We start from the raw sequence: 14886 nt of genomic DNA on the forward strand, positions 1-14886 counted from the left end.
TCAATCGCGCCGCGATTGGAACCGCCCGGTGAAAAACCAAGGGACATCCCCCCGGGCCTGCTGCAAAATTAATCTCCAATCGCGGTTTTCAGGTTAAATGCGAAAACCATGCTTGTCGCGGAGCGGCTTTCCTTCGCGTTGCAGTTAGGACAAACCACCAACAAAGCCAGCGCCATTTCCCTTTCCCAATCTTTTCGTTTTCCACACAAAAAAGACGCGCTATAAAAAGCGCGTCAGCATAAGACATATGGTCGTTGATTTTTTTGAGGGCGAAAGCGTTATTGGCTGCTTATGAACTTCCAGTTGGCGACCTTGGCGGGATTATACATCAGGCGGTCGGTGGCTTCGTTATAGGTCGCGATGTCTACTTCGTAAACGTAGGTGAGATTGGTTTTGCTACTCGCACAAATAAGATAGTGCCGACCCGTGGCAGGGTCATATCGCTTACCCTTAACAATAGCCATGCCGTCAATCGGGCTGCCGGGCATCCCTGTGGTCGCCGTTGCTGCCACCGCGGGGCGGGTTGGGCGTGTGGGAGCGCGGCGGACGGAGCTCTTGGGCGTCGCGGCTGCCGTCTTCTTGGGCGCAGTCTTTGTCGATTTTCTAGTGGTCGTGGAACGCGTGGGCGCCGGAGCGGCGGTTGTGGCGCGCGTGGAGGAGGTCGGTTGAGCGGCCCGTTGTGGGGGGGCGGGCTGCTCCGCGGGCGCGGTCTGGCGCGACGGCGCCGGCGGCATCGAAAAACTGATGGTTGGAATGGGCGCGGCGGGGGGCGCGGGGGTATAGGGGGTGATCGGAGTGGCCGGTGCCGGTTGCTGTTGGGCGCCGGCGGTTTGGGTTGTCGAACCTGGAGCCATCACTTTCCAAAGCAGCCAGCCTGCGAGGAGCAATAGCAGCAAGAGCACGACTGCGTAGATCGTGTTATTTTTTTTGCTTTTGCGTGATGCCATTTTTTCTTGATGTTAAATAACTGCCTTAACGGCAAGTTAGGTTTTGGGCAAAAAAAAACGGGGCTGCGCTTGTTAATGCCAAGCGCGAGCCCCGCCTTGAAACTGTTACCACTTCAGGCCGATGCCCGCGTAACCGTAGAGGTTGTCGCTGCCATCGTTGTAGCCATAGGACCAGGACATGCGGTTCGTGGTGTCGCCGTATTGCACGCCGACAGTGGCACGAAGATGCTTGGTGAACCAGACGGAGGCGCTGACGGTGACTCCATAGTAGCTATAGTTGTCCTTGACGTCGGGTCCCGGGGTGTCGGGATACTGGTCGCGGATATTGCTATTGCCCACAAAGAGGCTGAAGTCGATCGAGGCAGGGAACTGCTCGATGTTGAAGGGGATGCGATAGCCGGTCGCCGCCTCAACAGTGAAGTCCTTTGTGCGAATGTCGTAATATGCGGTGACGTTCGCGCCCCAGTTTTCGAGGATTTCGCGGCCTGCGCTCACATAGACTTCGTAGGTGTAATCAGTCTGGTCGTTGTCGGCTTCGGGATAGAAGTATCCGATGAGACCGCCGGTGAACTCAAAGCCCTGCCAGTGGTATTTGTAACCGCCGTAGAGGTCGAATTCGAAGTCCTTTTCGGAGGCGAAGGGCTGGTTGGCCCAGCCGCCGACAAAGAAGCCGTCTTGGCCGGTGATGGGATTAAACTCAAAGTTGGCCTGCATGGACTGGCCGGCTTTCTTATCGCCGCGAAACACGTAGCGCGTGGCGTAACGCATTTCGAAGGAACCTTCCCATTGGGAAGTGGTTTGAGCCTGCGCATTGAGTGTCGTGAGTCCGACCGCGGCAGTGACGAGGGCGAGTATGGTTCTTAGTTTCATAATTTTTACAGGAAAATATGGGTAATGCAGAGGTGCCCGGCCGCCGCCCGCCTTCGATCATTTGGCAGGCGGCGCGCACGAGCACCTTGCTGTGCTGAGTTAGTAAACGTAGGTCGTTTCGTCCTTGTTGATCGGTTTCGGGAGGAACGACGAGTTGAACTCAAGGCGGGTCGTGGCGACGCCTTCCTGCGCACCCTTGGCTTGGATGGTGAAGGTGATGACGCCGCGCGGCTTGAGGAGCATGTCGGGCAGTGTGACTACCTTGCCGGTGATTGTGGCGGTCTTGTCGGAGCAGGCGACCGGCGTGATTTCATCGCTGAAGATGACGCGGATCTGGCTGTTGACTTCACGATAGGCGCCCTGGTTGGTGATGCGGATCGTGTAGGTGACGGAATCGCCGACGCGGATCGGGTCAACATTGTCGATGATCTCGGTGAGCACGCCCGGAGGTCCGTCCCAGATGGTGGTGGCGGCCGCGGTGGCGGTCAGGCCCTTGCCGGTGCGCGCGGTGACCTTGTTGGTGGTGGTCATCGGCTCGGCGGCGGTGATGGTGACGTTGCGGGTCACGCTCTGCGCGGGAGCGAGCGAGGCGATGGTCCAAACAACTTGGTTGTTGTTCTGGGTGACAGGCGCGTCGGAGGCCGAGACGAGCTTCGAGCCCTTCGGAATGTCGTCCGTGACAGTGATGTTGTCGAGCGTCGAGCTGCCCTCGTTGGTCACGGTGATTGTGTAAGTGGCGTTGCGGGTGATCGTCTGGCGCTCCGGACCGGTCTTGGTCACGCCAATGCGGGACATGACAATGGTGACGGGCGACTCGGCGCTGACCGAGGCCGCGTTGCTGGCGGTGGCGGTGGCCTTGTTGACCCACTGGCCTTGCGAGGCGGCGGTGACGGGAATGCTGACGGTCTTGGTCTCGCCGGCGGCGATGGTGCCGATGGTGTAGGTGGGCTGTGCTTCGCTGCCGCGCAGACCCGAGGGGAGGTTGTCAACAACGACAACATCCTTGGCGGTGGCCGTGCCGACGTTGGAGACGCGCACCGTGTAGCCGATCGTGCTGTTGAGCTCGGCCTCGCGCGGGCCGATCTTTTCGATGGCAAGACGCGGGGAGCCGGCGCGGAAGCCGAGGCGGGCCACGGGGTCAACGCAAACCTTGGTGGCGGTCAGGAACTCGCCTTCCATGTTCGGGCGGACGGTGATGACGGTATCCTGCTGCTCGCCTTTGCGCATCGAGGCATAACCCCAGTTGAGGTCGTTGCCGCTCTTGGCAACGTCGGGCGTGGCGCCCACGTAGGTCGCGCCTTCGGGGAGATGCTCCGTGACGCGGACTTCCGTGATGTCGGCCAGCGCCGTGACACGAACGCGATACTGATAAGCGGAACCGACTTCGCCGGGTGCGCTGAGCAGGGTCTTTTCAATGGTGTAAAGGTTGGAGTCAAAACGGTTGCCAATCGCACCAGTGCCCACGGGAGCAACATAAGCGGGCTTGCTCTCGGTCTTTGTGGTGACGACGGTGGCCGGCTTGGTCTCGGTGACGGTGGTTCTGGTGGTAGTGGTCGTGGTGGTGGTCTTGGTTGCGGCAGGTCTTGTGGGAGCTGCGGCAGCGGGAGCCTCGGTGTAGGCTTTTGCGGGAGCGGCATTTGTGGCCTCAATAGCCGGAGCCGGATTGCTTTGCGGATACTCCGGATATTGCTTCGACTGCGGAACGGCCATCAAATTGGTGGCCAAAAACGCGACGATGACGAATGCGAGACCGGTGATCTTGATTTTACTTATCGGTTTCATAGAAGGTTGGTTCTGGTTTACTTGGTGTTAGGACAAACTGGTTAGCACACAGTAGTTGCTTGTGACTAATTTCAACTGACTAACATGTAGCAGACAAGCATAATTCTCTTTAGTTGCCCGAAAACTTCCGGTTTTTGAAATTGGTCATGAACTCTTGGCTATGAAGTATTTTGGTTCTTTTCTTTCATGTAAAAAACAATCGTTTTTTTGAAGTGGAAATTTTGGGGAAATATGGTGCCGCCTGTTTTCAGCGTCCGGCATTTATAACACGAAACCAGCGGGAACCAAGCGCATCCTTAATTTTAAGACATTGAATATCATTTTTTTACAAAAAATTATGAATTCGCGCCCGGTCAATCGACAAACACACCGTCTCGCATCGTGCGGACGCGATCGCATCGATCCGCAATCTCGGGATTGTGGGTGACGAGCGTGATCGCCTGGCCGTTTTCCTTGGCAAGGCGCGTGAGCAGGTCGAACACAATGGCGGAGTTTTTTACATCAAGATTCCCCGTTGGCTCGTCCGCGAGAATGATTGAAGGCTGGTTTGCCAGCGCGCGGGCGATCGCGACGCGCTGTTGTTCGCCGCCGGAAAGCTGCGTCGCCAGCCGGTGCGTTTTTTTGCCAAGCCCGACCGCGTCGAGCAAATGCCGCGCCCAGTCCAGCCGTTTCGCCACCGGCCAGCGGCCCAGGCGATTCATCGGCAGCATCACGTTTTCAAGCGCCGTAAACTCCGGCAGCAGAAAGTGGAACTGAAAAACGAAGCCGATGTGCTCGTTGCGAATCGCCGTGCGCTCGTCGTCGCCGGCCTGCGCGACATCGCGGCCGCCAATCCAGATTTCCCCGCCCTCCGGCCTGTCGAGCAAGCCGAGCAAATATAACAAAGTGCTCTTGCCGCAACCCGAAGGCCCGACAATCGCCGTGACCGAACCGCGACGCGCCGAAAACGAAACCTCGCGCAGCACATGCACGCGCGCCTCGCCCTCGCCGAGATGACGCACGAGTTTCTCACAACGCAACGCCACCTCTCCCGCCGGGTTCTCCGGTTGTATAATATTATTATCCTTATTATTAATCGCGCTCATTGTGACGCCCCCCGGATGATCGCCGCCGGCTCAAGCTCGGCCGCGCGCCGCGCCGGCAGCAAGCTCGCAATCAACACAACAATCGCCGACGCCGACGCCGCGCCCAAATAATGCAGCGCGCGCCACGCCACGACAATATGGTCGGCGGCAAACAATCCCGTGTTCGGCATGGGCAGGCTCGAAACGCCCCAAGTCGCCAGCGCGCCCAGCGCGCACCCGATTGTCACGCCCAGCACAAGCACCATCATCCCCTGCATCATGAACACAAACCCGATGTCGCCGCGCGTGAAACCCATCGAGCGCAAAATCGCAATCTCCTTCGTTTTTTCCATGACGATCATGAAAAGCGTGTTAAACATGCCCAGCCCCGAAACCACTATTATGGTAAATACTATAATCGCCGCCATGACCCGGAAAAACTGGAACACCGCCAGCCAAATCTGCTCGCGCTCCTGCCAGCTCTTCGCCACGTGATCCGTCATCAGCGAGACCTGCTCCGCCATTTCGGGCGCCTTGTTTATATCGCGCAAACCGACTTGCAAATACGTCGCGCCGTAGGGGCGGTTTAATAATATGCGCGCCTCCTGCATGTGCATAAAAACGCGCACCTTGTCTATATCGCGAATTCCGGTTTCATAAATCGCCGACACCTTGTAACGCGTCGAATGCCCGGCGTATGATATTAGCACGGAATCCCCCGGCCTGAGCCCGAGCCGGTTGGCCAGCACCGAGCCGACAAGCACGCCGGAGGGCGCGCGCCTGAAATCATCAATGCCGCCGATTGTAATCTGGTGCGCCAGGTCGGAAACCGCCAGATGGTCGTCCAGCTCGATGCCAAAAACCTGCCCCGCGTCCCCGCGCGTCGCCGACTGTATGCCGATGTTGCCGCGCAACACGGCGGACACGTTTGTGACATCGGGAAAACGCTTGATCGCCTCGCCCAGCAATCGCGGCTCGGCCACGCCCTCCTGATACTTGCGATTGCTTTCCACGGTCACGCTCCCGACCGGGCGGCCCTGGGCGTCAACGGCCCCGACCGCCGGAGTCATATTTTGAAACATCTTGTCCTCGACGCGCATCGGCCCGTCGGTGCCGATGATTGTGCGAACAAAAAACTCCTGAAATCCGCTCGTGATCGCCTGTGTTAATATAATAAACGCAACCCCCATCGCGATGCCCACAAGGCTCATCAGCATGGAACGCTTTTTCGCCAGCAAAAAGCGCAGCGCGATTTTCAGGTTCGTTTGCATTATTATATATTAGCGCGCCGCCGGCCTTGCGACACGCACGCGCTGTCCGTCGCGAAACGTCGCGGGGAAATCCACTATAATCTCATCGCTTTCGCTCAAGCCGTCGAGGATCTCGACATTGTTCAACCCCGAGAAACCCGTGCTCACGGCAACCTTGAACGCACGATTGTCGCGCACGGCAAAAACGGAATTGCCCAGCAGCGCGCGCCTGTCGGCGATCAACACATCATTATGCTGGTCCACCGTGATGCTGGCCTCGCCCGTGAGCCCCGGCACAAGGCGGTCCTCCGGAATATCAGCCTTCAAGTAGGCAATATAGCGCCGCGTTTTTTCATCCGCATTGGGAAGCACGCGCTCAACCGAGGCCTTGAACTGCTGCCCGCCGTAACCGAGCAATTGCATGTTCACGGGCAGGCCGGGGCGCACACCCGAAAAATTTTCCTCGCTGATTTGCGCCTGCACAAGCCGCTCTCGCGAAATGACGCGGCACAACACCTGCCCTCCGCCGACAAGATCGCCCGCGCGCGCGACGATCTCGGATATCGTGCCGTCGTTCGCCACGACGACCGCCATCTTTTCGAGCGAGCGCCTTTTGGTCTTCAGCGACAATTCGAAGCTTTCGAGCCTCTGCCGGTTTGATATTTCCTCGTTGGCCAGGTGAAACTTGAGCTGCTCCAATGCGCGTTTGGCGCGGTCCAGCTCCTGCTGGGAAATGCGCCCCTGCTCGGCGAGGCGCGTGCTGTTTTTCACGGACTCCTCGGCGGCGGCAATCTCGAAGCGCCTCGGCGAGCCGAGCGCGATGCTGTCCTTGAACGCCCTGTATTCCGACTCCGTGCGCTCGATGTCGAGCTCGAGGTCCTTCGTGTCGATTTGATACAAAACATCGCCCGCCCGCACCTCCTGCCCGAGCTGCACATTGCTTTTTAATATGCGCCCGCCCGCCTCGCTCTTTATATCCATGCTGAACGACTCGGTGACGAGTATGTTGGCGGGCACCACGCGCATGGCCGTCCCCCGTTTCACGGAATCGACAACCGCCACGGGCAGCCTCTGGTAATACACCCAGAATCCAACCGCGGCCGCCACCGCGAGAACCCCCGGTATTATTAAAATGCGTTTCAATTTCATTATTATAAAGTCGGCATGAATATTATATTTCGATTATATCAATCTCCCGCGACCGCGTTTCCGCGATCCCGCGCGACCGGGTCCCGTCCGCGATTTGACAAATACGACGCCAATGTTGTGTAAAACTGCGCGCGCGCCGCGTGGATGCCGTGCGTCGCGTGATTGAGGGAAGTCCTCGCGTCATCGACATCGCGCCGCGAACGCATGCCGCTCGCGAAATCCTGCCCGGCGCGCTCCAGGACTTCGCGCGCCCTGTCCAGGTCGCGCTCGGAGTTTTGCAACTGCCGCCACGCAATCATCAACCTGGCCGTTTCCGCGCGCCGCTCGGCGCCCTCCTGCTGCTCGATCTGCGCGCGGCTGGTTTCATAGGCGCGCAGGCGGTTGAGCGAGGCGCGGCGGGTGGCTTGCGACGCAAACCCGTCAAACAGCGACCAGTTCACCGCGAGCAACGCGTTCCAGCTTGTTATGAGCGATTTTTGCCCGAACGTGTCGCCCGCGTCGCGCCGGTCGTCTTGGTTGACCGAGAGTTCGACTCCAATTTTTGGATACAGGCGTTTTTTGGCGATTTCGTAATTGAGTCTCTCGATCCTTGCCGCGTCGGCCATCTCCTCGGCGCGCGCGGATGGCGGCGCGCTCACGATCCCGGATATCGCCGCCAGCGCATCCCCGATGTCGGCAAGCGGGGGGATTTCCACGGGCAGCCGGTCGATTTCCGCCGGCGTCATTCCCGTGATTTGCACAAGCGTCGCGCGCAACGCCGCGCATTCGTTTTCAAGTCGCGCAACCTCGGGCAGCTGCAAATCGACTTCGCGGTCCGCGCCGTCAAGCGCCGCCGGGGCGAGCGAGCCGTCGTCAATCGACTGCCGCACATATTCGCGATCCTTCCGAACCCGCTCCAGTTTCAAGCGCGCAAGCTCCAAGTCATTCGACACAAGCACAAAGTCGAAATACCGCCTGCGCAAATCCACCGCGAGCACCCGCCGCGTCTCGGCGACATTGCGCTCGGCAATCGCCTTTCGGATTTGCGCAATCTGATAATTTTTCTCCAACGCCCCCCAATGATACAGCGGCTGGTAAAAACCCACGTTGAACAAAACCGATGCCACGGTGCGGTCTTTTGCGCCGGATTCGCGGTGCTGCTCGTAAATCACCCCCGGGCGCGCCCACGCGCTCACATTGGGCAGCATCGGGGCGCGACCCACCGTCACCTCCTCGCGCGCCACCGCCGCCAGCCATTCCTTCATGATTATGTCCGGCCCGTTCACGAGCCCCTTGCGCAGCATCTCGTCGAGCACGGGCAGTTTGCGCTCCGGCAGTTCCGCCTGCAAACGCGCCACGACGGTCTCACGCGCCGACGCATCCTCCGACGCCCCAAAAACCATCCCGCAGCCAGGCACAATCACCCAAAGGACCGCCGCGAAGACGAACCGCCTGTTGATGTGTGCGTTAAAAAAAGCCATTGCCGAAACACAAAATGATTGAAAAAGATGTTTTTTGAATCGGGAAACCCCGTCTCTGACAACGAAAACAAAAGATATCTCCATGCAAAAAACGCGCCCCCGTTGCAAATTAATGCAACAAGCGCACTTCACGCCTGACAAATACTCGCAATTCACCCATTGTCCAAAGTTCCTGTCTTTTTTAACACTCAGTTTTTACAGCACAACACCATGCTCAAGCACACCATAGCCACCCTCCTCATCGCCGCCTGCCTCGCCTTTGTCGCAGGCTGCCAAAACATCCCCCTCGGCGGGGAAAACAACGTCGGCGCGTTTAACTTCGGCGAATTCGAAGGCCTCTACAACACGACCGCGCCCACCGTCACCCAAACCGCCCGCGAAGCCGCCCAGCAACTCGGCCTCACCGAGGTCGCCCTCACCGAGGGCAAGTTTGAATCAACAATCATTGCCCGCGATGCGAACGACCTGAAGGTGCAGATCAAAGTCTCCGAGGCCAACAGCCTCCAAACCAAGATTCGCATTCGCTGGGGCACCGGCGGCGATCGCGACCAGTCGATCAAGTTCTACAACACGGTCGAAAAGCTGCTCGCCTCCAAATAAGGGCGAACCATTACTCTCCCCCCAAAAGCCGCGCCCGCAAAGGCGCGGTTTTTTTGTGTCAGTTGTCTGACTGTTCACCCCGCCGCGGCTTTGCCCCGGCCGCGCCTGTCCAACCATCCTGGCATGCAAGCGCTCCCCCAATGCGACACGCCACCGTCATCCTGCTCACAATCCTCTCCATCCTTCCCATGCCCAAAGTCCGCGCCAGCAAAACCGTCCCCGATATTCCGCATTCGCATTCCGTCCGCGCCCACGGCGCCGTCGGCGACGGCAAGACGCTTGACACCGCCGCCATCAACCGCGCCATTGAAGCCGCGTCCGCCGCGGGCGGCGGCACCGTCCACTTCCCCGCCGGTTCATATCTCTCCGCAACAATCCGCCTCCGCAGCAACATAACGCTCCACATCGACGCCGGCGCAAAAATCATCGCCGCCGACACCGGCTACGACGCCCCCGAGCCCAACAAATGGGGCGACCTCAAATACCAGGATTTCGGCCACTCGCACTGGGCCAATTCGCTCATCCACGGCGACGGCCTCGAAAACATCGCCATCACCGGCCACGGCCTTATCGACGGACGCGGCCTCAACCGCGGCTGGGGCGCGACCGAGGGCTCCGGCAACAAAACCATCGCGCTGCGCCTCTGCCGCAACGTCACCCTGCGCGATTTTTCCGTTTACCACGGCGGCCACTTCGCGCTCCTCGCCACCGGCGTTGACAACCTCACAATCGACAACCTCCGCATCGACACCAACCGCGACGCGCTCGACATCGACTGCTGCCGCCACGTCCGCATTTCCAACTGCTCCCTCAACACCCCCAACGACGACGCCATCGTCCTCAAAACCTCCTACGCCCTCGGCGAAGTCCGCCCCACCGAGCACGTCACGATCACGAACTGCTCCGTCACCGGCTACGACCTCGGAACCCTCCTCGACGGCACCTACCGGCGCACCCTCGCCCACTCGCCTGACCGCGACGGCCCGACCGGACGCATCAAATTCGGCACCGAGTCCAACGGCCCCTTCCGCAACATCACCATCTCGAACATCGTCTTCGACCGCTCGCGCGGCATCGCGCTCGAAAGCGTCGATGGCTCCGAAATCGAGGACATTGCCATCAGCAACATCACCATGCGCGACGTGTCGAACGCCCCGCTCTTCATCCGCCTCGGCAACCGCGCCCGCGGCCCCAAGGGCACGCCCGGCGGCTCGATCAAGCGCGTCACCATCGACAACCTCGTCGCCTCCGACGCCGACGGCCGCTTCCCCGCCTTCATCATCAGCGGCATCCCCGGCCATCACATTGAAAACATCCGCCTCTCCAACATCCGCGTCGAGACGCGCGGCGGCCTGACGATGAAGGAAATCGCCGCGCAACCCGACGCGCTCGTCAACGCCTTCTTCCTGCGCGGCGGCGCGCCCGGCGTGCAAGGCAAGCGCGCGCCCTACGCGGTGCCCGAGCGCGACAACGCCTATCCCGAGCCGAGCATGTTCGGCCTTCTGCCGGCGACCGCGCTCTACGCCCGCCATGTCAAAAACCTCCAGCTCCACAACGTCGAAGTCGCCACGACGCAACCCGACGAGCGTCCCGCGCTGGTGCTGGAGGACATCGACGGCATCACGCTGCGCGACATCACGCTCCCCGAGCCCGCCAAGGCAAAGTCCGCATGGGCGCACTTGACCGACGTGAAAAATTTCATCCACAACGACGCCAAACCCAAAACCGTCGTCAGAACAACGGAGTTGAAAAAATAGCGCATCCGTGAAAATCCGGCAGCCACCGGCACATCTTACCCCAAAGTTATTGTTCCCCATTCAGGCCGGATTTCGTGGATTTGTGTCGCCAGCCATTTTGCCAGCTGCATCTCTTTGCATTCCCCTTGACGATGAAAACCCACACAACCCTTCGATTGCAGACGCTTCTGCTTGGCCTCTGCCTGCTTTCGGCGCTCCAATGCCCGGCACAAACGCAACCCGCGAAACTGGCGCCTGTTTACCCCGGTAAAACATGGTCGAGCGCCGACACGCCCGAAAAATACGGCTGGTCCCCGAAAAAACTGCAACAAGCCCGCGCCTACTCCGGAACCATCGCCACCGAGGCGGTGATGATTGTGCACAAGGGCGTCATTCTCGACCAATGGGGCGCCACGACCAAACGCCTCAATACTCACTCGATCAGAAAAAGCTTCATCAGCGCGCTCTACGGCATCGCCGTGGAAGCCGGGCAAATAAGCGTGGACGACACACTCGAAAAACTCGGCATCGACGACCGAGCCCCTTCGCTCACAGTCGCCGAAAAACAAGCCACTGTGGGCGACTTGCTCAAGGCCCGCTCGGGCGTTTATCACCCCGCCGCCTACGAAACAGCGTCCATGAAAAAAAAGCGCCCCGCGCGAGGCGCCCATCCGCGCGGCGCATTCTGGTATTACAACAACTGGGACTTTAACGCGCTCGGAGGCATTTACGAAAAAGTCGCGAAACAAAATGTCTTCGACGCCTTCCGGCAACACATCGCCGCCCCGCTCCAAATGGAGGACTTTCAGGTCCCGGCGGACACCAAGTTTGTCAACGAGCCCGAGTCCGATTTCCCGGCGTATGTCTTCCGCATGTCCGCGCGCGACATGGCGCGTTTTGGCCTGCTTTATTTGCGCAACGGCAAATGGGCGGACAAGCAAATCCTGCCCGAAAAATGGGTGCGCGAAAGCGTCGCGGCATATTCGAAAACCGGCGGCTCGGGCGGTTATGGATACCTGTGGTGGGTCGCGGTCGACGGGCGTCATTATCCCGGCGCAAAACTGCCCGACGGCTCCTACTCGGCGCGCGGCGCCGGCGGCCACTGCATTTTGATCCTTCCGGAATACGACCTCGTGATCGTCCACCGGGTGAACACCGACATCCCCAACAAAGTAACCTCGGCCCAACTTGGCAAGCTGCTCAAACTCATCCTTGACGCAAAAATGCAAGCGCCGGCATCGCAAGGCCGAGCCTGAAAAAGTTTGCGACAAAAGAGCGGCCTTCAGATCGCCCGCGCAACGCGCGCGCGAAATTCGCGCCGGGGTTTTGTGAACCGCAAACGCGGCGGCTGGCGGAACGCCGTCTCGAGCGCTGGCGGCGCCCCGCCAAAAACGGCCGCGCCATTCAAAGGGAAAGTCGTCCTTATAAAAAGGCCGCGTTGAAATAAAAACCCGCCTTGCCGCGCACGGTTTTGTATAAACAAAAAAGCCGCATGCTGGCATGCGGCTTTGCGGGAATATGTTATTTATGGAATTTACTCCGCCGGGTTGTTGACGGCGTTTTTCTCCTCCACCTTGAGCTTCCGGATGCTTTCCAAAATGGCAATCACCTCGGGCTGCTCGGCGGCGTAGTAGAGCGTGCGGATTTGGTTCACCGTGAGATGCTCGCGCATGACGAGCTCGCTCAGCAATTGCACGGCCTCCTTCTCCGTCGCCCGGTATTGCGCAATGCGTTCGTGCGCCTCGTGCGAACTCTGCTCTTGCGTGAGGTTGATGCCGCTGATCGATTCGAGCCACAACAGCGCGATACTCTTGGTTTCCGGTGAATTGCTGTCATACCCCATCTTCGCCATCAGCTCGGCGATGGTTTTAAACTTAACCGGCCTGCCACTTTCAACATTGATAACCGTGTTTCTGTGACATCCCACCAGCTTGGCAAGCCCATCGTGCGTGAGCCCCTTTGATTCCCTCAGATTACGAAAGAGTTGTGTGTAATTCATTGGATTAATTTACTAGTTGATTATGCTATTTGCTAATTTGTCAATACATCGGCAAACTTTTTTAACATGTTATTACATAGGCTGTTTGTAGCATAAATTAGAATCCGAGTGTATTGAATAATTGCTGTGTTTGAATTTAATGTGTCATACTGCCGATGGACATTCCCCCACCCTTGGACTAAAATATCCATGTTAGATATAAATGTTAGACACTCATCACTATTATCTGTTTCGTAATAAAGGGCTAATTTGCCGTAAAAAACAGCTTCGATAAAACATGTCGGTTTTATCGTTACTCATTGACATTACGCACAATCTGTTTCTCTCTCGCGCAAGAAACTTCTTTTATGGACATCGAAGCACGCACCGCCCGACTCGAAGAACATCTCACTTGGTTGCAGCAACACGCAACCGAGCAAGATCGCATAATTAGCACACAATCGTTCGAGATCGACCTACTAAAAAACCAACTTATACTCCTAAAAGAGCAATTATCTCATAAAAGCAACCAGTCTAATTTTGATGTGCAGAACGAAAAGCCCCCGCATTATTAATAAAATTATACTAACACAACACATGTGTTCTGTCGGGCGGGCTCGTTGATTTGTTATTTTGAGGAAAAAGGCGGGACCACGCCGAATATGAACACGCGCAAACCAAGTGCGATCGCGGTGAGTCGAAAAAAAGATATTCACGGGCAGACCAACACACACCGTGCGCGGGGAATCAAAAGGCCGTCGACTGGCCTTTTGGCAAACACACGCGACAAGCCACCGGCGCTCACGCTTCCACCGACAGCACATACACGGCTCCTTTTTTGGAGCCGATTGCCAGAAACCGGTCGTCCGGAGTCCATGCCAGTTTTGTGGCCGCGGAGGGCATTTTCACCGTGGCGCGCAAGGGCTGGTTGCGATCCAGGCTCCACAGCATCACCGAGCCGTCCTCCGACGCCGATGCGAGCAAGCCATGCGTCCGCTGGAACGCCAGCGCGCACACTTTTTCGGGATGGGGCAGCAAGTCGGGCTCGCGCCCCTCGGGGCCGGGCCCGCTGCAATTCCACACGCACGCATCACGCCCGCCGCCCGTCGCCAGCCATTGGCTGTTGCGGTCAAACGCCAGCGTGACGACCTTGCTTTCGTAGCCGCTCATGTGCAATTCAAGCCCCGTCTCCGGAATCCACAAATGCACGCTTTGGTCCTGATTGCCGGAGACAAGCCAGCGGTTGTCGGGCGACCAGACCAGCGAGTGGATGCCGTTGTTGTAGGGCAGCTCTTTTTGCAGCACAAAATCGTCCCCGTCCCAAAGCCGCACGCCGCCGAAATGCGCCGCCGCGAGCGCGCCGCCGTCCGGCTCCCAAGCTATCGCCTGCACGGTTTTCGGCGCGGGTTTGCAACGATGCCGCTCCGAGCCGTCGGCGTTGAGAAACACGACATCCTTCCCCGCCGCCGCGGCCAAAAGCGAGGAGGCCGGAACGCCGGGAGAATTTGTTTTCCCGGTCTCCGCACTTTCCTGCTCTCCGGTCTCTGATTTCCCCGGTCGCCATGCGATGTGGTCAACCCACGCACTGCCCAATTCCGCCGTGGTCACATGCTGGCCCGAGTCGGCGTCCCATAATTTGACCGCCCCGTCCTGACCGCCGCTCGCCAGCATGCGCGAAACCGCGCCTCCCGCCGTCACCGGAGCCCATGCGATGCAATTCGTGCCATCATCATGGCCCGGCAATTCGTGGAGCATGGTTTCCGACACGTCGGATGCCGCCGTCACCGCCTTCGGGCGAAAAATCGAGATGCCGCCGCCCGCCGATGCCGCCGCCAGCAACTCCCCGTCCGGCGACCAAGCCAGATCGATCACATAATCATCCAAAAGCGAAGCCCAGTGTTTCGACAGATTCATTTGAATGCGAAATGTGGATTGCGGATTGCGGAATGTGAAGCAGGGAAATTGCGCCGGGATTCGATAAGGACGAACGTATCGATTATGTTTACAATTCACCCCGATGGAACTTTTCCTCTTCACTCGTTTCGTTTGC

General features: G+C 58.6%; 13 protein-coding genes. 4 read left to right on the forward strand and 9 right to left on the reverse strand.

Translation table 11 applies throughout. From position 1 onward, the window contains the following. Positions 1-278 precede the first annotated feature (278 nt). The 7 genes from M2447_RS11060 to M2447_RS11090 all read right to left on the reverse strand — a co-directional run bounded on the left by M2447_RS11060 (position 279) and on the right by M2447_RS11090 (position 8522). Positions 279-947: a hypothetical protein gene (locus M2447_RS11060; RefSeq protein WP_277558648.1), complete on the reverse strand. Its 669-nt coding sequence runs from the start codon at positions 945-947 to the stop codon at positions 279-281. A 105-nt stretch (positions 948-1052) separates the two neighbouring features. Next, positions 1053-1817 carry a hypothetical protein gene (locus M2447_RS11065; protein WP_277558649.1) on the reverse strand — a complete coding sequence of 255 codons (765 nt, stop codon included), beginning with the start codon at positions 1815-1817 and terminating at the stop codon, positions 1053-1055. Between the two features lie 99 nt (positions 1818-1916). Further along, positions 1917-3599 (reverse strand): DUF11 domain-containing protein, encoded by a 1683-nt coding sequence (locus tag M2447_RS11070; protein ID WP_277509241.1) that lies wholly within the window; start codon positions 3597-3599, stop codon positions 1917-1919. Positions 3600-3952: 353 nt separating this feature from the next. Beyond that, a complete protein-coding gene (locus M2447_RS11075) occupies positions 3953-4684 on the reverse strand; it encodes an ABC transporter ATP-binding protein (RefSeq protein ID WP_277558651.1) in 732 nt (243 codons plus the stop codon). Next, entirely contained in the window at positions 4681-5934 is a 1254-nt protein-coding gene (locus M2447_RS11080; RefSeq protein WP_277558653.1) for an ABC transporter permease, read from the reverse strand. Before M2447_RS11080 ends, M2447_RS11075 begins: the two co-directional genes overlap by 4 nt. 9 nt (positions 5935-5943) lie before the next feature. Next, positions 5944-7062, reverse strand: a complete 1119-nt coding sequence (locus M2447_RS11085) for an efflux RND transporter periplasmic adaptor subunit (protein WP_277509245.1) — start codon at positions 7060-7062, stop codon at positions 5944-5946. Positions 7063-7100: 38 nt separating this feature from the next. Beyond that, on the reverse strand, positions 7101-8522 hold the full coding sequence (locus tag M2447_RS11090) for a TolC family protein (RefSeq protein WP_277558654.1): 1422 nt from the start codon (positions 8520-8522) through the stop codon (positions 7101-7103). A gap of 210 nt (positions 8523-8732) precedes the next feature. On the opposite strand from M2447_RS11090, the gene M2447_RS11095 reads away from it, so the two are divergent. The 3 genes from M2447_RS11095 (at position 8733) to M2447_RS11105 (ending at position 12114) form a co-directional block, all read left to right on the forward strand. Then, positions 8733-9122 carry a DUF3568 family protein gene (locus M2447_RS11095; protein ID WP_277509247.1) on the forward strand — a complete coding sequence of 130 codons (390 nt, stop codon included), beginning with the start codon at positions 8733-8735 and terminating at the stop codon, positions 9120-9122. 140 nt (positions 9123-9262) lie between these two features. After that, positions 9263-10879 carry a glycosyl hydrolase family 28-related protein gene (locus M2447_RS11100; RefSeq protein WP_277558655.1) on the forward strand — a complete coding sequence of 539 codons (1617 nt, stop codon included), beginning with the start codon at positions 9263-9265 and terminating at the stop codon, positions 10877-10879. Between the two features lie 131 nt (positions 10880-11010). Beyond that, positions 11011-12114: a serine hydrolase gene (locus tag M2447_RS11105; protein WP_277558657.1), complete on the forward strand. Its 1104-nt coding sequence runs from the start codon at positions 11011-11013 to the stop codon at positions 12112-12114. Between the two features lie 278 nt (positions 12115-12392). Here M2447_RS11105 and M2447_RS11110 read toward each other — a convergent pair whose 3' ends face one another. Beyond that, entirely contained in the window at positions 12393-12857 is a 465-nt protein-coding gene (locus tag M2447_RS11110; RefSeq protein WP_108824410.1) for a helix-turn-helix transcriptional regulator, read from the reverse strand. Positions 12858-13204: 347 nt separating this feature from the next. Here M2447_RS11110 and M2447_RS11115 point away from each other — a divergent pair, with 347 nt between their 5' ends. Then, complete coding sequence (locus tag M2447_RS11115) at positions 13205-13411, forward strand: SlyX family protein (protein WP_277509251.1); 207 nt, start codon at positions 13205-13207, stop codon at positions 13409-13411. 226 nt (positions 13412-13637) lie between these two features. Here M2447_RS11115 and M2447_RS11120 read toward each other — a convergent pair whose 3' ends face one another. Further along, positions 13638-14750, reverse strand: coding sequence for a WD40 repeat domain-containing protein (locus tag M2447_RS11120; RefSeq protein ID WP_277558659.1), 1113 nt, complete (start codon positions 14748-14750; stop codon positions 13638-13640). Between the last annotated feature and the right edge of the window lie 136 nt (positions 14751-14886).

The sequence above is a fragment of the Ereboglobus sp. PH5-10 genome (genome assembly GCF_029504735.1).
In the GTDB taxonomy this organism is placed as follows: domain Bacteria; phylum Verrucomicrobiota; class Verrucomicrobiia; order Opitutales; family Opitutaceae; genus Ereboglobus.

Coding starts and splice junctions, on each gene's coding strand:
- M2447_RS11060 (WP_277558648.1), bottom strand. CDS start 947: ATGGCATCACGCAAAAGCAAAAAAAATAACACGATCTACGCAGTCGTG.
- M2447_RS11065 (WP_277558649.1), bottom strand. CDS start 1,817: ATGAAACTAAGAACCATACTCGCCCTCGTCACTGCCGCGGTCGGACTC.
- M2447_RS11070 (WP_277509241.1), bottom strand. CDS start 3,599: ATGAAACCGATAAGTAAAATCAAGATCACCGGTCTCGCATTCGTCATC.
- M2447_RS11075 (WP_277558651.1), bottom strand. CDS start 4,684: ATGAGCGCGATTAATAATAAGGATAATAATATTATACAACCGGAGAAC.
- M2447_RS11080 (WP_277558653.1), bottom strand. CDS start 5,934: ATGCAAACGAACCTGAAAATCGCGCTGCGCTTTTTGCTGGCGAAAAAG.
- M2447_RS11085 (WP_277509245.1), bottom strand. CDS start 7,062: ATGAAATTGAAACGCATTTTAATAATACCGGGGGTTCTCGCGGTGGCG.
- M2447_RS11090 (WP_277558654.1), bottom strand. CDS start 8,522: ATGGCTTTTTTTAACGCACACATCAACAGGCGGTTCGTCTTCGCGGCG.
- M2447_RS11095 (WP_277509247.1), top strand. CDS start 8,733: ATGCTCAAGCACACCATAGCCACCCTCCTCATCGCCGCCTGCCTCGCC.
- M2447_RS11100 (WP_277558655.1), top strand. CDS start 9,263: ATGCGACACGCCACCGTCATCCTGCTCACAATCCTCTCCATCCTTCCC.
- M2447_RS11105 (WP_277558657.1), top strand. CDS start 11,011: ATGAAAACCCACACAACCCTTCGATTGCAGACGCTTCTGCTTGGCCTC.
- M2447_RS11110 (WP_108824410.1), bottom strand. CDS start 12,857: ATGAATTACACACAACTCTTTCGTAATCTGAGGGAATCAAAGGGGCTC.
- M2447_RS11115 (WP_277509251.1), top strand. CDS start 13,205: ATGGACATCGAAGCACGCACCGCCCGACTCGAAGAACATCTCACTTGG.
- M2447_RS11120 (WP_277558659.1), bottom strand. CDS start 14,750: ATGAATCTGTCGAAACACTGGGCTTCGCTTTTGGATGATTATGTGATC.